Origin of the sequence: Necropsobacter rosorum, assembly GCF_964241405.1 — a bacterium.
In the GTDB taxonomy this organism is placed as follows: Bacteria; Pseudomonadota; Gammaproteobacteria; order Enterobacterales; family Pasteurellaceae; genus Necropsobacter; species Necropsobacter rosorum.
The window spans coordinates 689565-714509 of sequence record NZ_CAXSXF010000001.1; the positions used below are offsets into that span (position 1 = coordinate 689565).

At 52.1% G+C, this 24945-nt stretch carries 25 protein-coding genes; 15 read left to right on the forward strand and 10 right to left on the reverse strand.

Going from position 1 to position 24945, the window contains the following annotated elements; translation table 11 throughout:
- The first annotated feature begins 99 nt into the window (after positions 1–99).
- From ACESOH_RS03215 to ruvX, 5 genes are all read left to right on the forward strand, one after another.
- Entirely contained in the window at positions 100–1140 is a 1041-nt protein-coding gene (locus ACESOH_RS03215) for a YeeE/YedE thiosulfate transporter family protein (protein WP_032093233.1), read from the forward strand.
- A 21-nt stretch (positions 1141–1161) separates the two neighbouring features.
- Complete coding sequence (locus ACESOH_RS03220; protein ID WP_373099636.1) at positions 1162–1383, forward strand: sulfurtransferase TusA family protein; 222 nt, start codon at positions 1162–1164, stop codon at positions 1381–1383.
- 97 nt (positions 1384–1480) lie between these two features.
- Positions 1481–2215 carry a 16S rRNA (uracil(1498)-N(3))-methyltransferase gene (gene rsmE / locus ACESOH_RS03225; RefSeq protein ID WP_373099638.1) on the forward strand — a complete coding sequence of 245 codons (735 nt, stop codon included), beginning with the start codon at positions 1481–1483 and terminating at the stop codon, positions 2213–2215.
- A 32-nt stretch (positions 2216–2247) separates the two neighbouring features.
- Entirely contained in the window at positions 2248–2805 is a 558-nt protein-coding gene (locus ACESOH_RS03230) for a YqgE/AlgH family protein (RefSeq protein WP_373099640.1), read from the forward strand.
- Complete coding sequence (ruvX, locus tag ACESOH_RS03235) at positions 2805–3227, forward strand: Holliday junction resolvase RuvX (protein ID WP_373099641.1); 423 nt, start codon at positions 2805–2807, stop codon at positions 3225–3227. The genes ACESOH_RS03230 and ruvX overlap by 1 nt, the downstream gene beginning before the upstream one ends.
- An 81-nt stretch (positions 3228–3308) precedes the next feature.
- On the opposite strand, the gene ACESOH_RS03240 is transcribed toward ruvX, so the two are convergent.
- Positions 3309–3992, reverse strand: coding sequence for a 2,3-diphosphoglycerate-dependent phosphoglycerate mutase (locus ACESOH_RS03240; RefSeq protein ID WP_373099642.1), 684 nt, complete (start codon positions 3990–3992; stop codon positions 3309–3311).
- Positions 3993–4183: 191 nt separating this feature from the next.
- Here ACESOH_RS03240 and envC point away from each other — a divergent pair, with 191 nt between their 5' ends.
- Positions 4184–5413, forward strand: coding sequence for a murein hydrolase activator EnvC (gene envC / locus ACESOH_RS03245; protein WP_032093228.1), 1230 nt, complete (start codon positions 4184–4186; stop codon positions 5411–5413).
- A complete protein-coding gene (locus ACESOH_RS03250) occupies positions 5410–6258 on the forward strand; it encodes a divergent polysaccharide deacetylase family protein (protein ID WP_373099643.1) in 849 nt (282 codons plus the stop codon). Before envC ends, ACESOH_RS03250 begins: the two co-directional genes overlap by 4 nt.
- A 7-nt stretch (positions 6259–6265) precedes the next feature.
- Here ACESOH_RS03250 and ACESOH_RS03255 read toward each other — a convergent pair whose 3' ends face one another.
- The 7 genes from ACESOH_RS03255 to yrfG all read right to left on the reverse strand — a co-directional run bounded on the left by ACESOH_RS03255 (position 6266) and on the right by yrfG (position 13097).
- On the reverse strand, positions 6266–7798 hold the full coding sequence (locus ACESOH_RS03255; RefSeq protein ID WP_032093227.1) for a YifB family Mg chelatase-like AAA ATPase: 1533 nt from the start codon (positions 7796–7798) through the stop codon (positions 6266–6268).
- A 102-nt stretch (positions 7799–7900) separates the two neighbouring features.
- The gene (yihA, locus tag ACESOH_RS03260; RefSeq protein WP_373099644.1) at positions 7901–8518 is read right to left on the reverse strand and encodes a ribosome biogenesis GTP-binding protein YihA/YsxC; all 618 of its coding nucleotides are present in this window, start codon (positions 8516–8518) and stop codon (positions 7901–7903) included.
- Positions 8519–8539: 21 nt separating this feature from the next.
- The gene (trmL, locus tag ACESOH_RS03265; protein WP_373099645.1) at positions 8540–9019 is read right to left on the reverse strand and encodes a tRNA (uridine(34)/cytosine(34)/5-carboxymethylaminomethyluridine(34)-2'-O)-methyltransferase TrmL; all 480 of its coding nucleotides are present in this window, start codon (positions 9017–9019) and stop codon (positions 8540–8542) included.
- Between the two features lie 170 nt (positions 9020–9189).
- Positions 9190–10806 carry a phosphoenolpyruvate carboxykinase (ATP) gene (gene pckA / locus ACESOH_RS03270; RefSeq protein WP_373099646.1) on the reverse strand — a complete coding sequence of 539 codons (1617 nt, stop codon included), beginning with the start codon at positions 10804–10806 and terminating at the stop codon, positions 9190–9192.
- 257 nt (positions 10807–11063) lie between these two features.
- A complete protein-coding gene (gene hslO / locus ACESOH_RS03275; protein ID WP_373099647.1) occupies positions 11064–11927 on the reverse strand; it encodes an Hsp33 family molecular chaperone HslO in 864 nt (287 codons plus the stop codon).
- 96 nt (positions 11928–12023) lie between these two features.
- On the reverse strand, positions 12024–12437 hold the full coding sequence (hslR, locus tag ACESOH_RS03280) for a ribosome-associated heat shock protein Hsp15 (RefSeq protein WP_032093222.1): 414 nt from the start codon (positions 12435–12437) through the stop codon (positions 12024–12026).
- A 3-nt stretch (positions 12438–12440) separates the two neighbouring features.
- Positions 12441–13097 carry a GMP/IMP nucleotidase gene (gene yrfG, locus ACESOH_RS03285; RefSeq protein WP_373099648.1) on the reverse strand — a complete coding sequence of 219 codons (657 nt, stop codon included), beginning with the start codon at positions 13095–13097 and terminating at the stop codon, positions 12441–12443.
- A gap of 72 nt (positions 13098–13169) precedes the next feature.
- On the opposite strand from yrfG, the gene nudE reads away from it, so the two are divergent.
- The 7 genes from nudE to ACESOH_RS03320 all read left to right on the forward strand — a co-directional run bounded on the left by nudE (position 13170) and on the right by ACESOH_RS03320 (position 21009).
- Positions 13170–13721: an ADP compounds hydrolase NudE gene (gene nudE / locus ACESOH_RS03290; RefSeq protein WP_032093342.1), complete on the forward strand. Its 552-nt coding sequence runs from the start codon at positions 13170–13172 to the stop codon at positions 13719–13721.
- 158 nt (positions 13722–13879) lie between these two features.
- A complete protein-coding gene (locus tag ACESOH_RS03295; RefSeq protein WP_373099649.1) occupies positions 13880–15904 on the forward strand; it encodes an OPT family oligopeptide transporter in 2025 nt (674 codons plus the stop codon).
- Positions 15905–15986: 82 nt separating this feature from the next.
- Positions 15987–16796 carry a 3'(2'),5'-bisphosphate nucleotidase CysQ gene (gene cysQ, locus ACESOH_RS03300; RefSeq protein ID WP_373099880.1) on the forward strand — a complete coding sequence of 270 codons (810 nt, stop codon included), beginning with the start codon at positions 15987–15989 and terminating at the stop codon, positions 16794–16796.
- A 74-nt stretch (positions 16797–16870) separates the two neighbouring features.
- Complete coding sequence (gene zwf / locus ACESOH_RS03305) at positions 16871–18361, forward strand: glucose-6-phosphate dehydrogenase (RefSeq protein ID WP_373099650.1); 1491 nt, start codon at positions 16871–16873, stop codon at positions 18359–18361.
- Between the two features lie 72 nt (positions 18362–18433).
- On the forward strand, positions 18434–19132 hold the full coding sequence (gene pgl / locus ACESOH_RS03310) for a 6-phosphogluconolactonase (protein ID WP_373099651.1): 699 nt from the start codon (positions 18434–18436) through the stop codon (positions 19130–19132).
- Positions 19133–19155: 23 nt separating this feature from the next.
- On the forward strand, positions 19156–20610 hold the full coding sequence (gene gnd, locus ACESOH_RS03315) for a decarboxylating NADP(+)-dependent phosphogluconate dehydrogenase (RefSeq protein WP_373099652.1): 1455 nt from the start codon (positions 19156–19158) through the stop codon (positions 20608–20610).
- Positions 20611–20724: 114 nt separating this feature from the next.
- Positions 20725–21009 carry a YfcZ/YiiS family protein gene (locus ACESOH_RS03320; protein ID WP_032093216.1) on the forward strand — a complete coding sequence of 95 codons (285 nt, stop codon included), beginning with the start codon at positions 20725–20727 and terminating at the stop codon, positions 21007–21009.
- Positions 21010–21076: 67 nt separating this feature from the next.
- On the opposite strand, the gene ACESOH_RS03325 is transcribed toward ACESOH_RS03320, so the two are convergent.
- Together ACESOH_RS03325 and ACESOH_RS03330 are read right to left on the reverse strand one after the other, a co-directional pair.
- Complete coding sequence (locus ACESOH_RS03325) at positions 21077–22921, reverse strand: ABC transporter ATP-binding protein (RefSeq protein WP_032093215.1); 1845 nt, start codon at positions 22919–22921, stop codon at positions 21077–21079.
- 103 nt (positions 22922–23024) lie between these two features.
- Entirely contained in the window at positions 23025–24068 is a 1044-nt protein-coding gene (locus tag ACESOH_RS03330) for a glycosyltransferase family 9 protein (RefSeq protein ID WP_373099653.1), read from the reverse strand.
- 105 nt (positions 24069–24173) lie between these two features.
- Between ACESOH_RS03330 and ACESOH_RS03335 the strand changes: the two genes are divergently transcribed.
- Positions 24174–24914 carry a 3-deoxy-D-manno-octulosonic acid kinase gene (locus ACESOH_RS03335; protein ID WP_373099654.1) on the forward strand — a complete coding sequence of 247 codons (741 nt, stop codon included), beginning with the start codon at positions 24174–24176 and terminating at the stop codon, positions 24912–24914.
- Positions 24915–24945: the final 31 nt, after the last annotated feature.

Here is a 24945-nt window from a genome sequence, read left to right on the forward strand (position 1 = left end):
CAAATCATTATAACGATGAATTAAAAATTATTGGCGCAACGAAAAAGGGTGTGCTGATAATAACGCCCTGCATTATTTTATGTCATCACAGGAGTATTTATCATGTTCAGCGGGCTTTTATGCGGCCTATTGCTTGGTTTCGTGATGCAGCGCGGACGGTTTTGTATTACCGGCGCGTTCCGCGATTTATATGTAACCAAAAGCAATAAAATGTTTATCGCCTTACTTATCGCCATCAGTATTCAGTCCGTCGGTTTCTTCGCCCTAAAACAAAGCGGGCTGCTCAGCGTCGAACCGGCGGAAAATCTGGCGCTCTTTGCCGTATTGCCCGGTGCGTTTCTGTTCGGCATCGGTATCGTACTGGCGGGCGGCTGTGCCACCGGCACCTGGTATCGCGCCGGCGAGGGGCTTATCGGCAGCTGGGTGGCATTATTCGCTTATATGCTGTTCAGCGCCATGATGCGCAGCGGGCCGTTGGGATCGTTTAACCGCACGCTGCGCGATATGACGATTGAACACAGAACCATTTACGATTCTCTCGGCATTTCCCCGTGGTGGCTGGTGGCATTGTTAAGTGCGGTCACATTATTTTACGTTTTCCGCCATGTCGCCAGACCGCGCGCCAAACTCGCCACACTGAAAGCCAAGAAAACCGGTTTGGCACACCTTTTATTTGAAAAACGCTGGGATCCGTTTTTCACCGCCGTACTGGTCGGCATTATTGCGCTGGCGGCCTGGCCGTTAAGTGTGGCCACCGGGCGGGAATTCGGGCTGGGCATTACCGGGCCGTCCGCCAATATCATGCAGTATCTGGTCACCGGCGAAAGCCGATTTATTAACTGGGGCGTTTATCTGGTGCTGGGCATTTTCGTCGGTTCGTTTATCGCCGCGAAAGGCAGTAACGAATTCCGCTTCCGCGTACCGGATGTCAGCACGCTGTTACGCAGTGCAATCGGCGGCATACTGATGGGCATCGGCGCCACGCTGGCGGGCGGCTGCTCTATCGGTAACGGTTTGGTGGAAACCGCCTTTTTCTCTTGGCAGGGCTGGTTGTCATTGCCGATTATGATCGCAGGCACCTGGGTCGCCGCCTATTTCACCATTATCCGCCCGCAGCAACTTAAATTCGCGCAGGCATAACTTATCCACAAGGAGAATCATATGATCGTAAAACTCGAAACCACTGGTCTGGTTTGTCCGTTTCCCCTCGTCGAGGCGAAAGCCGCGATGGCAAAATTACACAAAGGCGACGGTTTGCAGATTGAATTCGACTGTACTCAGGCAACAGAAGCCATTCCGAATTGGGCGGCGGAAGAAGGCTACGAAGTCACCGATTTCGAACAGATCGACGATGCCAAATGGACGATTACCGTGCTGAAATAACGGCGTTTGGCAATAATCTGCGGTAAAGTGCGGTGAAATTTTTCACCGTTTTTTTATTTCTGTTATGATATGGCAAATTTTTAATCCCGAACCGGCCATGAGAATACCCAGAATCTATCACCCCGAACCTTTAACTGACGCTACAGTCTGCCGTCTCAGCGATGAGGCGGCCAATCATGTCGGACGCGTGCTGCGCATGCAGGCGGGCGACCGGCTTGAATTATTCGACGGCAGCAACCATATTTACAGCGCGACGATTATCCGTGCGGATAAAAAAACCGTCGAGGCAGAAATTCAGGCACGCCGCCTTGATGACCGCGAAAGTCCGTTGTCGATTCATCTGGGACAGGTGATTTCACGCGGAGAGAAAATGGAGTTTACTATCCAGAAATCCGTCGAACTGGGGGTTAATATCATCACGCCCCTGTGGTCGGAACGCTGTGGCGTGAAGCTGGATGACGAACGCATGGCGAAAAAAATCCGCCAATGGCAGAAAATCGCCATCGCCGCCTGCGAACAGTGCGGCCGCAATGTGATTCCGCAGATTCGCCCGATGATGAAGCTACAGGATTGGTGCGCGGAACAGGACGGCAGTTTAAAACTCAATCTGCACCCGCGGGCGAAATGCAGCATTCGCACGCTGCCGGCCATACCTGAGGCGGGCGTTCGGCTGCTGATCGGCGCAGAAGGCGGCTTATCGGCACAGGAAATCGCACAAACGGAACAACAGGGATTTACCGAAGTCCTGTTGGGCAAGCGCATATTACGCACGGAAACTGCTGCGTTAACTGCGATCAGCGCCTTACAGGTTTGCTTCGGTGATTTGGCTTAACGACTTAGTTTAACTATTGAGATATAAAATATATGGAACTGCAAAATCACTTTCTTATCGCCATGCCGCATCTGGAGGATGAGTATTTTAACCGTTCCGTGGTGTATATCTGCGAACATAACGAACAGGGCGCCATGGGGCTGGTACTGACCCGGCCGACGGATTTAAGCATCGCCGAGCTGTGCGCCAAAATGAATTTTATGATGGCGGATCAGCGCCGTTACCCGAATGAACTGGTACTGGCCGGCGGCCCGGTGAATCTTGAACGCGGCTTTATTCTGCATACCGTCACGGCGCGACCGTTCCAGCACAGCTATAAAGTGACCGATAATCTGTTTTTAACCACCTCGGCGGATGTGATCGACAGCTTCGGCACGCCGCTGACGCCGCAGCACTATTTGGTTGCGCTCGGCTGTGCCAGCTGGTCGCCGGAACAGCTGGAAAAGGAAATCGCCAACAACGACTGGCTGATTGCGCCCGCCAACGAACGGATTTTATTTGATGTGCCGTGCGAACAACGCTGGCTGGAAGCCAATTTGCTGCTCGGGATTCATAATCATAACTTTGCTTATCAGGCAGGGCATTGCTGATGGCGCTCACCGCTCTGGCTTTTGATTTCGGCACCCGCAGTATCGGCTGTGCCGTCGGACAAAGCATCACCGCAACCGCGCAGGCGCTGCCGGCGTTGAAAGCCCGCGATGGCATTCCCGACTGGGCGCATGTTGAAAAATGTCTGCGGGAATGGCAACCGGATGTGATCATCGTCGGTCTGCCGCTGAACATGGACGGCACGGAACAGCCGCTGACGGCGCGCGCCAGAAAATTCGCCAATCGGCTGCACGGTCGTTTCGGCGTCCGCGTGGAATTACAGGATGAACGCCTGACCACTACCGAAGCGAGAAGCGAAATCTTCCGGCGCGGCGGTTATCGTGCGCTGGAAAAAGGCAAAGTGGACGGCATTTCCGCCTGCCTGATTCTGGAAAGCTGGTTTGCCGGCCGCGATTCGGCATAAACCGCCCGCATTTGCACCGCACTTTTGCGCCGGCAAAAAAATCCCCGCCTGATGCGGGGAATGTTTCGCCTAAATAATCACTTACAGATAGAATTTATCCACAAAGTTTAATTTTTCATCCAATTTCAACACCAACGGCTGACCGGTCGGAATTTCGAAATCCATAATATCCGCGTCGGAAATCCCGATAATGTGTTTAGCCAGCGCGCGCAAGGAGTTACCGTGCGCCGTAACCAGCACGCGTTTGCCGGACAGCAATGCCGGCGCAATCTGATCTTCCCAGAACGGTAAGACGCGTTCCAGCGTCACTTTCAGATTTTCGCCGTCCGGAATCACATCCGCCGGCAAATGCGCGTAACGGCGGTCATTATGTGCGGAATTCGGGTCTTTCGGATCCAGCAACGGCGGTAAAGTATCGTAAGAACGACGCCAGATATGCACCTGTTCGTCACCGTATTTTTCTGCGGTGGCTTTTTTGTCCAGCCCCTGCAGTTCGCCGTAATGACGTTCGTTCAAACGCCAGCTTTTCACCTGCGGAATCCATAACTGGTGAGATTCTTCCAACACGATGTTGCAGGTTTTGATCGCACGAGTCAGCACAGAAGTGAAGGCAATATCAAATTCATAACCGGCATCCAATAATTTTTTACCTGCCGCTTTCGCTTCTTTCACACCGCGTTCGGTCAGATTGACATCGCGCCAGCCGGTAAATAAGTTTTTCGCATTCCACTCACTGAAACCGTGGCGAATAAAGACTAATTCCATAAAAAAATCTCCTCGTGTTGAATAAAAAATACTGGGCACTTTATAGCAAAAATTTTGTCCGTTTAAAAGTGAAAAGCCGTGCTTTCCTGATCTTTCGCAAGAATTTACAGGAATTTTACACACGAACATTTAGAGCCTGAGACAAAATGATGATATATTTATACCTCCGCTTGGAGGTTTGGGATTTAGCTATGCCGTTGTTAATCAGAAAAATCAAAAACGTAAAAAAACTGACCGCACTTTGCTGTGCCGGGCTGGCTTTTTCCGTTGCCGTGCAAAGCAATGACCTGTCTAATATCCGGCAGCAAATCAAACAGCAGGAACAAAAAATCGCCGCACAGAAACGCGAGCAGAACAAGCTGCAATCCACCCTGAAAGATCAGGAAACCCGGATTAACGGCGTGCTCGGTCAGCTGCGCCAGACCGAGTCGGATTTAAAAGAAATCCGCAAGCTGATCGCCGATACCGATAAACAGATCCGCCAGCTGGAAAAACAGGAAGCGGCGCAGAAAAACAAACTGGCCAAACAGCTTGATGCCATGTACCGCTCGGGCATTAATCCCTCCACGCTGGAAAAACTGTTCTCCGAAGACGCCCAAAAAGCCGAACGTATGAAAGCCTATTATGATCATATGAATCAGGCGCGTTTGGTGCTAATTGAGGAGCTGAAAGCCACGCAGCTGCAACTGGCGCAGGATAAGCTCAGCGTGCAGGAACAGCAGAAAGCCCATCAAACGCAGCTGGCAAGCCAGAAAAAACAGCAGCAGGATTTGCAGAAAGTCCAGCGCGAACGTCAGTCCACCCTGAATCAGTTAAACCGCACTCTGGCGCGCGATCAAAATAAACTGGACACTCTGAAAGCCAACGAAAACGCGCTACGTCAGCAAATTCAGCGTGCCGAACAGGCGGCGCGCGAGCAGGAAAAACGCGAACGTGAGGCGCTGGCGCAGAAACAGCGGCGGGAAGAACAGAAAACGCAGAAACCTTATACCCCGACCGCACAGGAAAAACAGCTGCTGTCGGTATCCGGCGGGTTAGGCCAGCCGAGAAAACAATATGCGTATCCGGTATCGGGCAAAATTCTTAATACCTTCGGTTCCAGCCAAATGGGCGAGCTGAAATGGAAAGGCATTGTGATCGGCGCCGGAAACGGCACGCCGGTAAAAGCCATTGCCGACGGGCGGGTGATTTTATCCAGCTGGTTGCAGGGATACGGTCTGATGGTGATCATCAAACACGGCGAAAACGATCTCAGCCTGTACGGCTATAATCAGGCGGTATCGGTCAAAGAAGGTCAGCGGGTCAGCGCCGGGCAGAAAATTGCGGAAGTCGGTTCGTCCGGCGGTCAGTCCCGCAGCGGGCTTTATTTTGAAATTCGCCGTAAGGGCGTGGCGGTTAATCCGACGGGCTGGTTAAAATGATAAAAAAAATTCTCCGAAGTGCGGTAAAAATAGCCGGCGTTTTCGCGCTGAGTGCCTTTTCGCTGACCGCGACGGCTGGCAACGGGCGGCTTGCCATTGTGATCGACGATGTGGGATACCGGCCGAAAGAAGATGCGGCGATTTACGCGCTGCCGAAAGCGGTTTCGGTCGCCATTATTCCTTCCGCGCCCTATGCCAAACAGCGCAATCAACAGGCCGCGCAGCAGGGGCGCGATATTCTGATTCATATGCCGATGCAGCCGCTGAGCAACCAGAAAATCGAGGCCGGCGGATTAACGCTCGGTATGAGTCAGGATGAGGTCAGCCGTCGGGTGCAACAGGCTAAAGCCATTGTTTCTCACGCTATCGGTATGAATAACCATATGGGCAGCGCCGCCACTTCGGATCCGGATTTAATGACCAAACTGATGACCACGCTGCGTGAACAGCAGCTGTTTTTTCTCGACAGCCGTACGATCGGCCGTTCCGTCGCCGGTAAAATTGCCGGACAGCAAGGGGTAAAATCGCTGGATCGGCATATTTTTCTGGACGACAGCGATCAGCTTGCCGATGTACAGCGGCAGTTCAATAATGCGCTACAGTATGCCCGCAAACACGGCACGGCTATTGTGATCGGCCACCCGCGCAAAAATACCGTCGCCGTGTTGCAGGCGGGGCTTCGTCATTTACCGGCAGATATTCAGCTGGTCGGGCTCGGCAGTTTATGGCGTAATGAAAAAGTCACTCCGCCGAAACCGTTTATTATGCTGTTTAACACTCAACCGGCGCCCACTTCCGCGCCGCCGTTCAACGAGATTCCGTTATTACGCGGTGTGCCGAGATAAGCGGTGCCTAGAGCTGATTTGACAATTTCTGCAATAACCGATCCATCGCCCGGTATCCCAGCGCTTCGGCCAAATGCGGACGTGAAATATCCCGTTCCTGACTTAAATCCGCAATGGTGCGCGACACTTTCAAAATGCGGTGATAAGCCCGTACCGACAGCCCCAGCTTAGTCAGCGCATTTTCCAGAAATTCGGCATCACGGCTGCCAATCCGGCAATCCCGTTCAATTTCCCTGCCGCTGAGATGGGCATTGATTTTGCCGGCTCTGGCAAACTGAATTTCCCGAATCTGTAGAATTTTTGACCGCACTTTTTCGCTGCTTTCTCCCCGTTCGCCGCTCTGCTGCAACGCGCCTTGCGGCAGCAACGGCACTTCGATAGACAAATCGAAACGATCCAGAAAAGGCCCTGATAAGCGGTTCAGATAACGCATTACTTGTTGCGGCGAGGTGCGGTTATGCTGCCCGGTATAATGCCCGGTCGGGCTGGGATTCATAGCGGCAATCAGCTGAAAACGCGCCGGAAAACAAATTTTAGCATTGGCGCGGGAAATAATAATCTCCCCGCTTTCCAGCGGCTGACGCAAGGCATCCAGCACCTTGCGCTCAAATTCCGGCAATTCGTCTAAAAACAGCACGCCGTTATGCGCCAGAGAGATTTCGCCGGGTTTGGGCAAGGTGCCGCCGCCGACCAACGCCGGCAGGGAGGCGCTGTGATGCGGCGCGCGGAACGGACGTTGCTTCCAGTTGTGAAAGTTCAGTTCATTGTGGACCAGACTGGTTACCGATGCGGTTTCGATCGCCTCCTGCTCGGACATTTCCGGCAGCAACGCGGTCAACCTACTTGCCAGCATGGTTTTTCCCGTTCCCGGCGGCCCCAGAAACAGCAGGTTATGCTGCCCGGCCGCCGCAATAATCAGTGCCCGTTTGGCGTGCTGCTGACCGATAATGTCGGTCAGATCTTTCGGATTATCATGCGCGTAGTTCTCCCCGTGAGGCAGTGTCGAAGGCGTCGCCGTCGGCAGTGTAGCCTGATCGTTGAGAAACTGCGCCACCTCCAGCAGCGAATCGGCAAAATAGGAATCCTGATCGGAAACCAGCGCCGCTTCATTGGCGTTATGGCGGGCAATAATCAAACTGCGTTGCGCCGATTTCGCCGCCAGAATCGCCGGAATCACGCCGTGTACCCCGCGCAAACTGCCGGTTAATGCCAACTCGCCCAGTAATTCAAAACGTTGCAGATGTTTTGCCGCGATCTGTCCGGAAGCCGCCAGAATCCCCACCGCGATCGGTAAATCAAAACGCCCGCCTTCTTTCGGCAAATCGGCCGGTGCAAGGTTGACCGTAATGCGTTTCGGCGGGTATTTGAAATTTGCGTTCAGCAGCGCACTGCGTACCCGATCCTGCGCCTCTTTCACGGTTTTTTCCGGCAATCCCACCAGCGTAAACCCCGGTTTGCCGTTACTTAAGTGCACTTCAATGGTAACCAGCGGCGCTTGCACGCCCATGGAGGCGCGGCTGTACACAATAGCTAATGACATAACAATTCCCGTCTGACTGAATCAGCACCAATATAAAAACAGCGTGCGCCAAAATAAATTGAACGCACGCCGTTTTGCGATCGGGATCGTAAAAATCGTATATTATGCCGCCAAAAGCGGAGCAAACCAGCTATCCAGCTTTGCCGACAATTGATCAATGCCGATTTTATTCTGGGCGGAAAAGGCTTCGACCTGTACATCGCCCTGAAACGGCAAAATCGCCTCGCGCACCATTTTTAGCTGCTTGCTGCGGGCGCTCTGGCTGAGTTTGTCCGCTTTGGTGAGTAAAATCAGCACCGGTAAATCCGCGGTTACCGCCCATTGCACCATTTGCTGATCGAGATCCTTCAGCGGATGGCGGATATCCATCAACACCACCAGCCCGCCCAGACAGTCGCGTTGCCGCAAATATTCGCCGAGGGCTTTCTGCCACTGGATTTTCATCTGCTCCGGCACTGCGGCATAGCCGTATCCCGGTAAATCCACCAATTTACACTGCGGTTCCACTTCAAATAAATTAATCAGCTGCGTGCGACCCGGAGTTTTAGAGGTACGCGCCAGATTTTTCTGCTGGGTCAGTGCATTCAGCGCGGTGGATTTTCCCGCATTGGAACGGCCGGCAAAGGCGATTTCGATGCCTTCATCCGGCGGCAGCGCTTTGATATTCGGGGCGCTGGTCAGAAAACGGGTTTTGTGATAATTCAGCGTTATTTCAGTCATGGCAATTTTCTTTACTTATGTTCATTCAACATTGCGGTTTACCGCGCCCTGATAACCCAGCTGGCGCCAGGCTTCATAGACCGCAACGGCAACGGAATTGGATAAATTCATACTGCGGCTGTTTGCCGTCATCGGGATGCGGATTTTGCGCGCCGGCGGCAGGCTATCTAAAATCACCGTCGGAATACCGCGGGTTTCCGGGCCGAACATTAAATAATCGCCGGATTCAAACCGCACTTCACTGTGCGCCGGCCCGCCCTTGGTGGTCATGGCGAACAGACGCGCCGGATTTTCCGCCTGCAGAAAATGCTGAAAGGTTTTGTGCTTTTTAATCTGAGCGAATTCATGATAATCCAGACCGGAACGGCGCAGACGCTTATCATCCCAAGTAAAACCAAAGGGTTCGATCAGATGCAGGCGAAAGCCCGTATTGGCGCACAACCGGATAATATTCCCGGTATTTTGCGGAATTTCAGGTTCATATAAAACGATATCTAACATAATTTTCTCTTCGGGTTAAGCTGCTCATCAGCATACCCCGCATAATATTTTATCCCGACGAGTGATAAGGTGGTAAACTTTAGCACAAGTTAACGGAAATAGCGAAAAAACAAACCGCACTTCGGAACGGCTCCCAAAGTGCGGTGATATTTCGCTATGTTTTTGTGTGATTACGCTTTCGGTCCGGCTTCGATTAATGCTTTGCCTTCTTCATTGGTGGCATATTTCTCGAAGTTTTTCACGAAACGGCTTGCCAGATCTTCGGCTTTTTCCTGCCATTGCGCCTTGTCGGCATAGGTGTCGCGCGGGTCCAGAATAGCAGGATCCACACCCGGCAGGACTTTAGGAATGGCGAAGTTGAAGATCGGCAGCGAGCCCATTTCCGCTTTATCGATGGAACCGTCTAAAATGGCGTCGATAATGCCGCGGGTATCTTTGATCGAGATACGTTTGCCGGTACCGTTCCAGCCGGTATTGACCAGATACGCTTCCGCACCGGCCGCTTCCATCCGTTTAACCAGCACTTCCGCATATTGTGTCGGATGTAAGGTCAAAAACGCCGCACCGAAACAGGCGGAGAAAGTCGGTGTCGGTTCGGTAATGCCGCGTTCGGTACCCGCCAGTTTTGCGGTAAATCCGGATAAGAAATAATATTTCGTCTGTTCCGGCGTTAATTTAGATACCGGCGGCAGCACGCCGAAGGCATCCGCACTTAAGAAGATCACTTTCTTCGCATGACCTGCTTTGGAGACCGGTTTAACGATATTATCAATATGATAAATCGGATAAGAAACACGGGTATTTTCCGTTTTTGAGCTGTCGTCGAAATCCACTGTGCCGTCCGCAAGCACCACCACGTTTTCTAACAGGGCATCGCGGCGGATTGCGCGGTAAATATCCGGTTCGTTTTCTTCGGACAGTTTAATGGTTTTCGCATAGCAACCGCCTTCAAAGTTGAATACGCCGTCGTCATCCCAGCCGTGTTCGTCATCCCCGATCAACTGACGTTTAGGATCGGTGGAAAGCGTGGTTTTACCGGTACCGGATAAACCGAAGAAGATAGCCACATCGCCTTTGGCGCCCACATTGGCGGAACAGTGCATCGCCGCCACACCGCGCAACGGCAGGAAGTAGTTCATCATGGAGAACATACCTTTTTTCATTTCGCCGCCGTACCAGGTACCGCCGATCAGCTGCACGCCTTCGGAAATGTTGAACGCTACGAAGTTTTCGGAGTTCAAGCCCTGTTCTTTCCAGTTCGGATTGGTGACTTTAGAACCGTTCATTACCACGAAATCCGGTTTAAAACCGTTTAATTCTTCGGCGGAAGGGCGGATAAACATGTTGGTGACGAAATGTGCCTGCCATGCCACTTCGGTGACGATACGCACCGCCAGACGGGTGTCCGGATTCGCGCCGCAGAACGCATCGACCACAAATAAGCGTTTGCCGGAAAGCTGTTTGGTCACCAGTTCTTTTAAACTCTGCCAGGTGGACTGATTCATCGGCTTGTTATCGTTTTTCGCCGCTTCGCTGGTCCACCATACGGTGTCTTTGGTTTTTTCATCCAGCACGATGTATTTGTCTTTCGGGGAACGACCGGTAAAAATTCCCGTATCGACCGCCACCGCGCCGGATTTCGTCACGGTACCTTTTTCAAATCCTTCTAAACCCGGTTTGGTTTCTTCTTCAAATAATTGTTCATAACTCGGGTTATAAACAACATTTTTCACATCGTAGATACCTAGTTCGCCAAGTTCGCTGATTACTTTGTTTACATCTGTCATAATACACCTCGATTGAAAGTTAATATTTAAAGTTGAGACAAAAACTGTTAAACATTATATTTAAAGCGAGGGGAAAAAAATGTTAGATTGATCTCAAAATTGGAAAATAATTGCAATTTTTCTAAGAATAGTTGAAGTTAATGATATAAATCAAAGCCGCATAATTGACCGGCGGGCCGTTTGGCGCTAGGACTGCGATACCGCTTACAGATTCATCGCGCAAACACGCGGGAAAGCCCCGCGCATTCGTTTTCCGCTTAATCGGCCGCCTGCGATTTCAGTTTATCAATCGCCTCTTTATTAAATAAATAATGGGTGCCGCAGCATTCGCACTGCATATCGATACTGCCGTTATGTTCGGCTAAAATGTCATCCAGTTCCGCATCGGAAATCAACATTAACGCGGCGCCGGAGCGCTGCGGCGAACAGCCACAATGAAATTCGACCGGCTGAGGCGGATAAATTTCCACCGTTTCTTCATGATACAGCCGATACAGCAGTGCTTCCGCCGTCAGGCTGAACAGCTCGTCGTCTTTTACCGTTGCGGTTAGAGTGGCGAGATGTTCGAAATCCTCCGCCGAACCGGAACCGTCCGGCACGATCTGCAACAGCACGCCGGCGGCGACCGGTTCGCCGTGCAATTCGCCGCTGCGCAGAATCAATTGCGTTTGCAGCTGCTCGGAGCGCATAAAATAATCCTCCAGACATTCGCCAAGCGTCGGTTTATCCAGCGGAATAATGCCCTGATAGCGCTCGCCTTGCTGCGGGGCAATGGTAATCACCAGCACGCCTTTGCCGACCATTTGCGTTAAGCGCATATCGTCGTCAATCTCGCCCTGCAACCGGGCCAGCGCGCGGATCTGCTGGCTGTCCGTACCATTCACCAGCGCCAGTTTCAGCGGCCCGTCGCCCTGAATCTGCACGGTAATATCGCCTTTAAATTTTAACGTGGCGGTTAACAGACTGGTCGCCGCCATCATTTCGCCCAGCAAATTCTGCACCGCCTGCGGGTAATGATGGGTATTCAGCGTATCGCTGAAGGTTCGGTTAAGGCGCACCCATTCGCCACGTACCGCGCGCTGTTTGAACAGGTAGCGGTAAAGTTTGTCGTTATCAGTCATGTTATATCCTAATTAAGCGTTAAATTTGTTATCACCCGCATTCGGTGTGATTCGTACACGGCTAACAATATGGTACCGAATTGCGAAATCACAACCCTATGCCTGATGTTTGAATTTAAGCAGGTCGCGGCGCTCTTTTTTATTCGGGCGGCGATCGGGATGCGGCATGGATAAGGCATTATTTTTACGCGCCAGAGCAGTTTTTTCACGTTTTTCCACACTCTCCGGCGTTTCCTGATACAGCAATTGTGCTTGCGGCGCACCACGGCGCTGGGCGGAAAGTGCGGTGACAATCACCTCTTTTTCGTCATTGCCCTGACGCAGCGTAATCCGCGCGCCCAGCTCCACCGCTTTGTTCGGCTTGGTGCGCTGCTTGTTGTAATGCACTTTGCCGCCGTCAATCATCGCTTTGGCGATGGAGCGGGTTTTATAAAAACGCGCCGCCCACAGCCATTTGTCCAGACGTACATCGTCATCCTGTCGGGTGCAATCCGCTGAATGTTTTGTCATAATTTAATCCAATAAAGTGCGGTAATCTTTTACCGAGAAATGCCGTGCAAAGGTTTTATCCGCCATACTGCTGTCCGGGTTTTCCACCCCGACGGTGTAAGCGATCCCGAAATCGCCGGCGCGGTCGAGCACCGTTTCCGTATCGTCAATGAACAGCGTTTTGTGTGGGTCGAAATAATGCGCCGCCTGCAAATTCGTCCACAGCAGCGGCTGGGTTTTCGGCGCATTAAACTGATGGCTGGATAAACAAAGGTCAAAGTGCGGTGCCAAATCGCAATGATTTAATTTCACCTGCAGACTGAACGGATGGCTGTCGGTTAATAATATCAACTGCTTATTCATCTGCTTAAGCGCCTGCAAAAACGGGTGAACATCCGACCGCACTTTAGTCAGCGCGCCCTGTTTGCGCAATAACTCGCGCAGCGGCAAATCCAGTTTTTGCGCCCAGAAATCGATACTGAACCATTCCAGACGCTGTTCCATCTCGGCATAATGCCGTTGCAGTAAGGTGCGGCTTTGCGCCGGCGATAATCCGTGCTTTGCCGCATACGCCTGCGGCACCGTATCGCACCAGAAATGATGATCGAAATAGAGATCGATTAAGGTGCCGTCCAAATCCAGAATCACGGTCTGTATCTGCGACCAGTTTATTTTTGCCATTCGCGCTCCCGCTGTTCTCTCCGCCAAGGCTTTATGGTATCGTTATTCCGTCAGTTTGTAAAAGAGGTGCTTATGCAGGAATTAAAAAAGCCGGAAATTCTCTCCGTATCGGTGGCGGCCAAATCGCGTATTTTTGAAATTCAGGCGGTGGAACTGAAATTTTCCAACGGTCAATACCGGGTTTACGAACGGTTTAAGCCGAGCAGCCGTGCCGCCGTATTGATTTTGCCGCTGGACGGTCAGGATCTGCTGATGATCCGGGAATACGCCGTGGGCACCGAACGTTATGAACTGGGATTTCCGAAAGGGCTGATGGATCCCGGCGAAACGCCGGCGCAAAGCGCCGATCGCGAGCTGAAAGAGGAAATCGGCTTAGGCGCAAAATCGTTTATTCATCTGCGCACCGTCAACAGCTCGCCGAGTTTTATGAATAATCCGATGCATATTTTCGTCGCGCGGGATTTTTATCCCTGCAAACTGGAAGGCGATGAACCGGAGCCGTTGCAGCTGGTACGTTATCCGTTAAACCAAATCGATGAATTGCTGCAAAATCCCGATTTCAGCGAGGCACGCAACCTGAGCGCGCTTTACAGTTTACGGGATTATCTCAAATCCGCCGCTTAATATTAATTATTTTTCAGTAATTTGCGTTATTTTTTAGAAGTTATAAAAAATAACGCCTTTTTTTTCGTTAAACATAAATTACCCTTATTCATTCTCCCCGACTTGGGGTAGAATTTCTCACCGATTTTAATAATTACAAAGAAAGACAGAGGCATATTATGCAGAAATCGACTCATCTCGCGCCGAGTTTGCCGGAACTGACGTTCCGTGGCATGCTTTTAGGTGCATTAATTACCGTGGTGTTTACCGCGTCGAACGTTTATCTGGGGCTGAAAGTGGGTCTGACCTTTGCCTCCTCCATCCCCGCCGCGGTGATTTCCATGGCGGTATTAAAAATGTTTTCCGGTGCCAATATTCTGGAAAATAACATGGTACAAACTCAAGCCTCCTCGGCGGGGACGTTGTCTTCGGTGATTTTCGTCCTGCCCGGCCTGCTGATGATGGGATATTGGCAGGATTTTCCGTTCTGGCAAACCTTATTAATCTGTATCGCCGGCGGAACGCTGGGGGTGATATTCACCATTCCTTTGCGTCATGTGATGGTGGTGAAAAGCGATCTGCCTTATCCGGAAGGCGTTGCTGCGGCAGAAATTCTGAAAGCGGGTAATCACGAACAGGATAACAACAGCGAAAGCGGAATTAAAGAAATCGCCGCCGGCGGGGTGATTGCCGCAGTAATCGGTTTTCTGACCAACGGTTTACGCCTGCTGGCCGACGGCGCCAGCCTTTGGTTTAAGGGCGGCAATGCGGTATTTCAGGTGCCGATGGGCTTTTCACTGGCGCTGCTGGGTGCCGGCTATTTGGTCGGGATTGTCGGCGGTATCGCCATTTTACTGGGGATTTTTCTGACCTGGGGCGTGGCGGTGCCTTATTTCACCGCTGCTTCCGCCATGCCGGCCGATGCGGATATGATCGGCTATGCCATGGACGTGTGGAAAAGCAAGGTGCGTTTCATCGGGGTCGGCACGATCGGTATCGCCGCGATCTGGACATTATTGGTATTAATGAAACCGATGATTCAGGGCATGGCGCAATCTTTCCGCGCCTTAAAAGATCCGACGCTGCGCCAGCATGACCGTACCCAGCAGGATCTCTCCCCTAAAACCATGATTTACATCGCGCTGGTGGCCGTTGCGCTGATTGCACTGGCGCTGTCGCACTTTATTGAAGCGGCGCCGGTTTCGGCGGAGCTTGCCGTATTGCTGGTGGCGGTGTGTACCGCGCTGGCCGTGTTTATCGGCTTTTTTGTTGCCGCCGCATGCGGTTATATGGCCGGTTTGGTGGGGTCGTCATCCAGCCCGATCTCCGGTATCGGCATTATTTCTGTGGTGTTGATTTCCTTAACCTTAATGTTGATCGGTAAAACCTCCGGCTTGCTGGACAGCACGGAAGGTCAGCAATTTTTAACCGCACTGACCATTTTCTCCGGCTCCATTGTGGTGACTACCGCGGCGATTTCAAACGATAACCTACAGGATTTAAAAACCGGTTTACTGGTAGAAGCCACACCGTGGCGCCAGCAGGTCGCGTTGATTATCGGTTGTGTGGTCGGGGCGCTGGTGATCGCACCGGTGCTGGAAATTCTCTATCACGCCTATGGTTTCAGCGGCGCGATGCCGCGTGCGGAGATGGATCCGTCACAGGCGCTTTCCGCCCCGCAGGCAACCTTAATGACCACCATCGCCAAAGGCATTTTCTCCGATAATCTGGAATGGACTTATATCTTTATGGGCATCATGCTGGGTCTGATCCTGATTTGCATCGACGTCGGATTACGAAAATCCAGCGCCAACCGTTTTGCGCTGCCGGCACTGGCGGTCGGTATGGGGATTTATTTACCGCCGTCAATCAACGCGCCGATTATTATCGGTGCGCTGCTGTCTTGGGTGATCAACCGTCATTTGGAAAGCTATGCCCGCCGACAGGGCAAAAACGCCGGCGACATCAAGAAAAAAGCCGAACGCTACGGCACCCTGTTCGCTGCCGGTCTTATTGTGGGTGAAAGTCTGATCGGCGTTATCCTCGCCTTTATCATTGCCGCCTCGGTTACTTCCGGCGGTTCTGATGCGCCGTTAGCGCTGACGCTGGAAAACTGGGACGGCATCGCCGAAACGCTGGGGTTACTGGTATTCGTAACCGGCGTGGGCATTTTCGCTTTACGCATATTAAGAGCGAAACGCTGAGATAACAAAGGGTGCGAATGATTGCACCCTTTTTCATTTCTTTTGTTATACTATCACGACCAAACGAATCTTGAGACCGACTATCGTGTTACCGAATCCGCAATTATTGCAGTCCGTCCTGCAAATCGCCCGGGCAGCGGGCAACCACTTAAGCGATTTTTATCAGCGTAACCTGACCGTTCATACCAAAACCGACAATACGCCGGTTACTGAGGCGGATCTGTTTGTCAGCCGATTTTTAATCGAAAAACTGACCGCACTTACGCCGACCATTCCGGTGCTTTCGGAAGAAAGCGGCCATATTCCGCTGGCACGGCGCGAACACTGGCAACGTTACTGGCTGATCGACCCGCTGGACGGCACGCAGCATTTTATCAACCGCAGCGGCCAGTTTTGCCTGCTGATTGCGCTGATTGAACATCACAACCCGGTGCTGGGCATTATCCATGCGCCGCTGTCGGCACACACTTATTACGCCATGCACGGCTACGGCGCATACCAACAAACGCCGGATGCGCTGCAACGTCTTGTACCGCGCAGGCTGAATCCGGCACGTCCGTTGAAAATCGCCGTCGGTTCCCCTTCCGCACAGGAAAAAGTGCGGTCGATTTTAAACCCGGATTATCAATGTGAATTTCAGATTCGCGGCTCCTGCGGTCTGAAAGGCGCGCTGGTGGCGCAGGGCGGTGCGGATTGCTATGTGCGTTTGGGACAAACCGGCGAATGGGATACCGCGGCGGCACAGGTGCTGTTGGGCGAGACGGGCGGTTTTATCTTCGATACCCGTTTCCGACCGTTGAGCTACAATCAGCGGGAAACGCTGGTCAACCCTGACTTTGTCATGGCCGCCGACCGCCGCCTCGACTGGCGCAACATCTTTCAATTCGATTAATCAGAACTATTGGTAATTTATTCTGTTTGAGCATATTATTACAGCTCTTTTGACACATCACATTTAGGAACAATATGAACGTTAATGCAGAAAATAATTGTATTGTCATTTTCGGCGCCTCCGGGGATTTAACCCATCGTAAGCTGATTCCGGCACTGTATAATTTATACAAAATAGGACGTTTGACCGAACATTTTTCCGTACTGGGCGTCGCCCGCACCGAGCTGAGCGATGAACAGTTCCGGCAAAAAATGCGCGACGCGCTGCTGGAAACGGAAAAAACCGACGGCGATACGCTGGAAAAATTCTGCAGCCACCTCTATTATCAGGCCATCAATACCGCCGAGGCATCGGACTATGCCAAACTGACGCCGCGTCTTGACGAACTGCACGATAAATATCAGAGCTGCGGCAACACATTATATTATATGTCCACCCCGCCAAGCCTGTACGGCGTAATTCCGGAATGTCTGGCGGCGCACGGGTTAAACACCGAAGAATTCGGCTGGAAACGGATTATCGTGGAAAAACCGTTCGGTTACGATATCAAAACGGCCAAGGCGTTAGACGTGCAGATCCACCGCTTCTTTGAAGAACATCAGATTTACCGTATCGATCATTATCTGGGCAAAGAAACCGTACAAAACCTGCTGGTGCTGCGCTTTTCCAACGGCCTGTTCGAGCCGCTGTGGAACCGCAACTTTATTGATTATGTGGAGATCACCGGCGCAGAGCAAATCGGCGTGGAGGAACGCGGCGGCTATTACGACGGTTCCGGCGCGGTGCGCGATATGTTTCAGAACCATTTGCTGCAGGTACTGGCGATGGTCGCCATGGAGCCGCCGGCTATCATCAACGCCGATTCCATGCGTGATGAAGTGGCGAAAGTGCTGCACTGCCTGCACCCGTTAAGTGCCGAGGATGTGAAAAATAATCTGGTGCTCGGCCAATATGGCGGCGCGTTGATCGACGGTAAAAAAATAAAAGGCTATACCGAAGAAAAGGGCGTACCGGCGGATTCCGATACGGAAACCTATATGGCGCTGCGCTGCGAAATCGACAACTGGCGCTGGGCGGGCGTGCCTTTTTATGTGCGTACCGGAAAACGCTTACCGGTGCGCGTGACCGAAGTGGTGATTCACTTTAAAACCACCCCGCACCCGGTATTCAGTCAGAAAGCGCCGGAAAATAAACTGATTATCCGCATTCAGCCCGACGAAGGCATTTCCATGCGTTTCGGCTTAAAAAAACCAGGCGCCGGTTTTGAAGCCAAAGAAGTGTCGATGGATTTCCGCTATGCGGATCTGGCCACATTAAGCCTGCTGAGCGCCTACGAGCGTTTATTGCTGGATGCCATGAAAGGGGACGCCACCTTATTTGCGCGCACCGATGCCGTGCATGCCTGCTGGAAATTCGTCCAACCGATTCTGGATTACAAAGCCGAGCGCGGACGGGTTTACGAATACGAAGCGGGCAGCTGGGGGCCGGTGGAAGCGGATAAAATGATCGCCAAAACCGGGCGGGTATGGCGCAAACCGAGCGGTTTGATGAAGAAAAAGATTTAACCCGCGTGCCGCTCGGCGCCGCAAGGCGTCGTGATTAGCCGGCATAGGTATAACATCACCAGAGGAAGAATCATGCAACCTATTATTTTTGACAGCGCACAGGCGGCGGTGGAACGCATTGCCGACGAGCTGAACACCTACAGCCGACAGGCACGTCCGGTGCATATTTCTTTATCCGGCGGCAGCACGCCGAAACTGCTGTTTAAAACGCTGGCCGCCGAGCCGTTCGCCTCAGAAGTGCGGTGGGAAAATCTGCATTTTTGGTGGGGGGATGAGCGTATGGTGCCGCCGCAGGATCCGGAAAGCAACTACGGCGAAGTACAGAAATTATTATTCGATCATATTACCATTCCGGCGCAGAATATTCACCGTATCCGCGGCGAACAGCCGGTACAGGCGGAGCTTAACCGTTTCACGCAGGAACTGCGCGCAACGGTTCCTGATCTGGCATTCGATTGGATTATTTTAGGCATGGGAACGGACGGCCATACCGCCTCGCTGTTCCCTAATCAGACGGATTTTGACGATTTACATCCGGCGCTTATCGCCAAACACCCGCAAAGCGGGCAAATCCGGATTTCCAAAAGCGCAACGCTGATCGCAAAAGCCAAACGCGTCACCTATCTGGTGACCGGCGCAGGCAAGGCGGAAATTCTGCGCCGCATCAGCACGACGCCGGCGGAGCAATTGCCCTATCCGGCGGCAAGAATCCAATCCGCAAACGGCATCACGGAATGGTATCTGGATAAAGATGCGGCAAAATTTTTATAAGTTGTAACAAACAGGAGAACAATATGTCAGTTAAAGGTGATATCGGTGTGATCGGTCTGGCCGTCATGGGGCAGAATTTGATTTTAAATATGAACGACCATGGCTTTAAAGTGGTGGCGTATAACCGCACCACTTCCAAGGTGGATGATTTTTTAGCCGGTGCGGCGAAAGGCACCAATATTATCGGCGCTTACTCGCTGGACGATCTGGCGGCAAAACTGGAAAAACCGCGTAAAATTATGTTAATGGTGCGCGCCGGTGAAGTGGTCGATCAGTTTATCGACGCCTTGCTGCCGCATCTTGAAGCGGGCGATATTATCATCGACGGCGGCAATTCCAATTATCCGGACTCAAACCGCCGGGTGAAAGCGCTGGCGGAAAAAGGCATCCGTTTCGTCGGTGCCGGGGTGTCCGGCGGTGAAGAAGGCGCCCGCCGCGGCCCGTCCATTATGCCGGGCGGCAACGAAGAGGCCTGGCCTTATGTTAAACCGATTCTGCAGGCCATTGCCGCCAAAACCGATAAAGGCGAACCTTGCTGCGACTGGGTGGGCAAAGAAGGTGCCGGTCATTTCGTCAAAATGGTACATAACGGCATCGAATACGGCGATATGCAGCTTATCTGTGAAGCCTATCAATTCCTGAAAGAAGGATTGGGCTTAAGCTATAACGAAATGCAGCACATCTTCGCCGACTGGAAAAATACGGAACTCGACAGTTATCTGATTGACATCGCAACGGATATTCTGGGTTACAAAGACAGCGACGGTCAGCCGCTGGTGGAAAAAATTCTGGATACCGCCGGTCAGAAAGGAACGGGTAAATGGACCGGTATCAACGCGCTGGATTTCGGCATTCCGCTTACGCTGATCACCGAAGCGGTTTTTGCCCGCTGCGTGTCCGCCTTTAAAGAACAACGCATTGATGCGGCCAATCTGTTTAATAAAACCATTGCCCCGGTTGAAGGCGATAAAAAAGTCTGGATCGAAGCGGTACGCCAAGCCTTACTGGCTTCCAAAATTATTTCCTATGCGCAGGGCTTTATGCTGATTCGCGAAGCCTCCGAGCACTTCAACTGGCACATTAACTACGGCGCCACCGCGTTATTATGGCGCGAAGGCTGTATTATCCGCAGCCGGTTCCTCGGCAATATCCGCGATGCCTATCAAACCAATCCGGATCTGGTCTTTTTAGGCTCCGATCCGTATTTCAAAACTATTTTAGAAAATGCCTTGCCGGCGTGGCGTAAAGTGGTGGCGAAATCCGTGGAAAGCGGCATTCCGATGCCGTGCATGGCTTCGGCGCTCACCTTCCTCGACGGTTATACCTCGGCGCGTCTGCCGGCCAATTTATTGCAGGCTCAGCGGGATTACTTCGGCGCCCATACTTACGAGCGGACGGACAAACCGCGCGGTGAATTCTTCCATACCAACTGGACCGGTCGCGGCGGCAATACCGCTTCCACCACATATGAGGTATAATTAACCGCATCGGCGCCCGCCCTGTCGGATACACGGGCGGGCATGGTCCAAAGTGCGGTCAAAAAAATCGTTGTTTTCCGCACATGATGATGCTTTCTAAACAGAGGAGTATGTATGAAACAAGAACAACCCATCGAATGCGTCGGCTGTAATACCTTTGATGTCGGCACGGTGATCGACAACAGCGACTGCACCGCGCATATCGAAAGACATTATAGCAGCGAAGAAGAGGCGCAAAACGCGCTGGCAGAATTTACCCGCAAAGCCAGAAATGCAGAAACCGATCCTTGCCAGATTCAATCCCGCATTGAGAAAACTGACGACGGCGTTGTCCTAAAAGCGGATTTTACCTTTAGCTGTCAGGCGGAATCGCTGATTTTTGAACTGGGTTTACGTTAATTTTTCATCCCAATAAAAAAGCAGTTAACCTTAAGGCTAACTGCTTTTTTTACATGGCGGAAAGCGGCTAATCGGCATGCTCGCTTAAAAAACCGCCGCTCTGGTGCTGCCATAATTTTGCATACAGCCCATTTTGCGCCAATAACTCCGCATGGCTGCCCTGTTCCACAATCTGCCCTTTATCCAGCACAATTAAGCGATCCATCGCCGCAATGGTAGATAAACGGTGGGCAATGGCAATCACGGTTTTATTTTCCATCATCTTATCCAGACTTTCCTGAATCGCCGCTTCCACTTCCGAATCCAGCGCGCTGGTGGCTTCGTCCAGCAGCAGAATCGGTGCGTCTTTCAGCATCACGCGGGCTATCGCAATCCGCTGACGCTGACCGCCGGATAATTTCACCCCGCGTTCACCCACATGGGCATCGTATCCGCGGCGGCCTTCTGCATCGCTTAAAAACGGAATAAAATCCGCCGCTTCCGCCCGTTGTGCCGCGTTTATCATTTCGTCTTCCGTGGCGTCCGGGCGACCATAAATAATATTATCGCGCACCGAACGGTGCAGCAGCGAAGTGTCCTGAGTGACCAGACCGATCTGACGGCGCAGGCTTTCCTGCGAGACTTCACAAACATCCTGTCCGTCGATGGTGATGCGTCCCTGCGTACATTCGTAAAAGCGCAGCAATAAATTCACAATAGTGGATTTTCCCGCCCCGGAACGACCGATTAAACCGACTTTTTCACCCGGCTTAATGGTCAGATTAAAGTGTGTCAAAAGCGGTTTCATCGCATCATAAGAGAAACTGACGTCATCAAAGCGGATTTCCCCGCGCGAAACCTGTAACGGATACGCCTCTTTTTTATCCACAATGGTGTGCGGTTTGGTCAGCGTGTTCATACCGTCGTTTACCGTACCGATATTCTCAAACAAACGCGCCGATTCCCACATAATCCAGTGCGACAGCCCGTTTACCCGCAACGCCATCGCCACTGCGGTGGCAATCGCCCCGACGCCGACCGCACCCTGCTGCCATAACAGAATACCGAGTATCGCCGTACTCAGCGTCAGCGCCACATTGGCCGCATAAGTCAGTGCGTCCAGTGAGGTAGCCAGACGCATCTGAGCATGAACGGTGACCATGAACTCTTTCATTGAACGTTTGGCATAAGCGGCTTCACGCGAACCATGGGAAAATAATTTTACCGTGGCGATATTGGAATAGGCGTCGGTAATCCGTCCGGTCATCAGCGAACGGGCATCCGCCTGACGTTCGGCTGTTTTTGCCAGTTTCGGGATCAGCAGCCGCAAAATAATACCGAACAGCACGATCCAGACGATAAACGGCACTAAAAGCCAGCCGTCCAGCGCCACCAGCACCGCACCCGAGGTAATAAAATACACCGTGATATACACAAACATATCGGCGATAGTCAGCACCGTATCGCGTACCGCCAGTGCGGTTTGCATCACTTTGGCGGAAACCCGCCCGGCAAACTCATCCTGATAAAAACTTAAGCTTTGCCCCAGCATCAGACGGTGAAAATTCCAGCGCAGACGCATCGGGAAATTCCCCTGCAAGGTCTGCAGCCGAATCAGCGAAGCAACAAACGACCATACCACGCTGATCACCAGCGCCGCGCCCATGGCGAGCAACAAATGCCCCTTCTCCGCCCATAATTGCGCCGGCGTGTATTGTCCCATCCAGTCAATTAGCACGCCCATAAACTGAAACAGCACCGCTTCAATCACGCCGGTGCCGACCACCATCACCGATAGCAGTAAAATCCAGCCTTTCATCCCGTCCAGACTTGACCAGATAAAACGGATCAGACCTTTGTCCGGCGTCTGCGAAGACTGCTCCGGATAAGGGTTCAGGCGTCGTTCGAACCATGAAAAAATATTATTCAGCATGACCTTTCCTACATCGAAAAATAAAAGGCAACATCAATTGTTGCCTTGAAAATCACGGCTATTATAGCGGAAAATCGGTTATTATTTAACTGTTTTTAACCGATCACAGAAATCCCAGTTTGCGCATTTGCGCCGCCACATCCGCCACCTGAATCTGCGCCATCAAATTTTTCCCCTTCAATTTGGTCGCCCAAGGCAGTTGGTCGGACGGTTTGGCGAATTGCTGCCGCGCATTCTGCTCATACACCGAAACCACCTCCGACAGATTATAATAAGGCCCGGTGCGCAACGGATTATGATAAGCATACAGCCCGATAACCGGCGTGCCCTGTGTGGTGGCGATATGCGCCGGCCCGCTGTCAGGCGCAATCAGCAGATCCGCCATCGCGATCAGCGCGGCAAATTGCGGCAGGCTGGTTTTGCCGCACAGATTCAGCGGCGCGACATCGCATAATGCCGCAATGCGTTCGGCGGTCTCCATTTCCCGTTTTGCCGCCGAACCGCATAATATCACCTGCCGGTTATGGCGCTGCGCCAGATTGACAAGCTCGGCATAGCGTTCTGTCAGCCAGTCTTTTTCCGCTTTACTGGAACAGGGACAAATCAGCAGCGTTTTGCGCGCCGGATCAAAATAACCGCGCACGGTTTGTCTGTCCGCCTCCGTAATGCCCAAATCCCAATGCGGCGGGGCGACCGGCACGCCGAGATATTGCGCAAACGCCAGAAAACCGTCCAGCACATGCGGATTTTGCGGGTCTTCAATGCGGCGGTTAACAAACCAGCGCTGACCTTCGCGTGACCGTTTTTGTCCGAAACCGATCTTATAACGCGCCTTAATGCCCAGCGACAGCATCGACGCCCGAAAGGCGGTCTGCATATTCAGCAAGGCGTCAAAACGCCGGTTTTTCAACTGCTTCCATAACGCCAGTACGCCCTGCCAGCCGCTTTTTTTATCATAGACAATAAATTCTATCCCCGGCACGCGGGCAAAAAGCTGCGCTTCGGTTTTACCGATGATCCAAGTGATGTTAGTGTCGCGCCAATGGCGCTGAATCTGCTGTACGGCGGCCAGCGCATGACACACATCGCCGATGGCGGACAGCCGTAAAATACAAATCGACTGCGGCGCTTGAGAGAAAAGGGGCATAATGGTTTCCTGTGAGCAACGGTCTGCGAACAACAGACCCTAGCATTATTCTTAATTTCCAGTAGAATATTTTATGTGCGTTATTTTATAAGAAATCCATGGAATATGCTTGAATTACAACAACAAAAAAATTTTTTTATTTTTAACTTTTCGTCTGCGCTGCCTGAGCAGAACCGTTTTTTCGCGCCGGATTTCTGGCGGCGCCAAAACCGTATTATCGGCTCGGCCAAAGGGCGCGGCACCACTTGGTTTATTCAAACGGCGGATTTATTCGGTGTCAACTGCGCCCTGCGCCATTATTACCGCGGCGGGCTGTGGGGCAAAATCAATAAAGATCACTATCGCTTCACCGAACTGGCGCAAACCCGCAGTTTCGCCGAATTCCATCTCCTCAATAAACTGCGGCGCGCCGGTCTGCCGGTACCGAAAGCCATCGGCGCCAAAGTGGAAAAAAACGCATTCGGCTGTTATCGTGCGGATATTCTGACCGAAAAGCTGGAAAACGCCCGGGATTTGACCGCACTTTTACAGCGGCAATCCCTCTCGGATCAGGGCTGGCACACCATCGGCGGGCTGATCCGCCGGCTGCATGATATGCAAATCTGCCACACGGATCTGAACGCGCACAATATTTTGGTGCAGCATATCGACGACCAGCCCGAAAAATTTTGGCTGCTGGATTTTGATAAGTGCGGTGAAAAATCCGGCGAAAACTGGAAAGCGGAAAACTTACGGCGATTGCACCGCTCTTTTATGAAAGAAACCGCCAGAATGGGCATCCGATTTCATGCTCAGAACTGGCAGCAATTATTACAGGGGTACCGGCATTATAAGCCGAGCCATTAATCCTCGCGTACCGTTACCGGCAACGGGCACC

Coding starts and splice junctions, on each gene's coding strand:
- yihA (WP_373099644.1), bottom strand. CDS start 8,518: ATGACTGAAATAACGCTGAATTATCACAAAACCCGTTTTCTGACCAGC.
- ruvX (WP_373099641.1), top strand. CDS start 2,805: ATGGCGCTCACCGCTCTGGCTTTTGATTTCGGCACCCGCAGTATCGGC.
- rsmE (WP_373099638.1), top strand. CDS start 1,481: ATGAGAATACCCAGAATCTATCACCCCGAACCTTTAACTGACGCTACA.
- envC (WP_032093228.1), top strand. CDS start 4,184: ATGCCGTTGTTAATCAGAAAAATCAAAAACGTAAAAAAACTGACCGCA.
- ACESOH_RS03250 (WP_373099643.1), top strand. CDS start 5,410: ATGATAAAAAAAATTCTCCGAAGTGCGGTAAAAATAGCCGGCGTTTTC.
- hslO (WP_373099647.1), bottom strand. CDS start 11,927: ATGACTGATAACGACAAACTTTACCGCTACCTGTTCAAACAGCGCGCG.
- pgl (WP_373099651.1), top strand. CDS start 18,434: ATGCAACCTATTATTTTTGACAGCGCACAGGCGGCGGTGGAACGCATT.
- ACESOH_RS03255 (WP_032093227.1), bottom strand. CDS start 7,798: ATGTCATTAGCTATTGTGTACAGCCGCGCCTCCATGGGCGTGCAAGCG.
- ACESOH_RS03325 (WP_032093215.1), bottom strand. CDS start 22,921: ATGCTGAATAATATTTTTTCATGGTTCGAACGACGCCTGAACCCTTAT.
- ACESOH_RS03330 (WP_373099653.1), bottom strand. CDS start 24,068: ATGCCCCTTTTCTCTCAAGCGCCGCAGTCGATTTGTATTTTACGGCTG.
- ACESOH_RS03220 (WP_373099636.1), top strand. CDS start 1,162: ATGATCGTAAAACTCGAAACCACTGGTCTGGTTTGTCCGTTTCCCCTC.
- ACESOH_RS03240 (WP_373099642.1), bottom strand. CDS start 3,992: ATGGAATTAGTCTTTATTCGCCACGGTTTCAGTGAGTGGAATGCGAAA.
- ACESOH_RS03320 (WP_032093216.1), top strand. CDS start 20,725: ATGAAACAAGAACAACCCATCGAATGCGTCGGCTGTAATACCTTTGAT.
- trmL (WP_373099645.1), bottom strand. CDS start 9,019: ATGTTAGATATCGTTTTATATGAACCTGAAATTCCGCAAAATACCGGG.
- hslR (WP_032093222.1), bottom strand. CDS start 12,437: ATGACAAAACATTCAGCGGATTGCACCCGACAGGATGACGATGTACGT.
- zwf (WP_373099650.1), top strand. CDS start 16,871: ATGAACGTTAATGCAGAAAATAATTGTATTGTCATTTTCGGCGCCTCC.
- pckA (WP_373099646.1), bottom strand. CDS start 10,806: ATGACAGATGTAAACAAAGTAATCAGCGAACTTGGCGAACTAGGTATC.
- nudE (WP_032093342.1), top strand. CDS start 13,170: ATGCAGGAATTAAAAAAGCCGGAAATTCTCTCCGTATCGGTGGCGGCC.
- ACESOH_RS03230 (WP_373099640.1), top strand. CDS start 2,248: ATGGAACTGCAAAATCACTTTCTTATCGCCATGCCGCATCTGGAGGAT.
- ACESOH_RS03295 (WP_373099649.1), top strand. CDS start 13,880: ATGCAGAAATCGACTCATCTCGCGCCGAGTTTGCCGGAACTGACGTTC.
- ACESOH_RS03335 (WP_373099654.1), top strand. CDS start 24,174: ATGCTTGAATTACAACAACAAAAAAATTTTTTTATTTTTAACTTTTCG.
- yrfG (WP_373099648.1), bottom strand. CDS start 13,097: ATGGCAAAAATAAACTGGTCGCAGATACAGACCGTGATTCTGGATTTG.
- gnd (WP_373099652.1), top strand. CDS start 19,156: ATGTCAGTTAAAGGTGATATCGGTGTGATCGGTCTGGCCGTCATGGGG.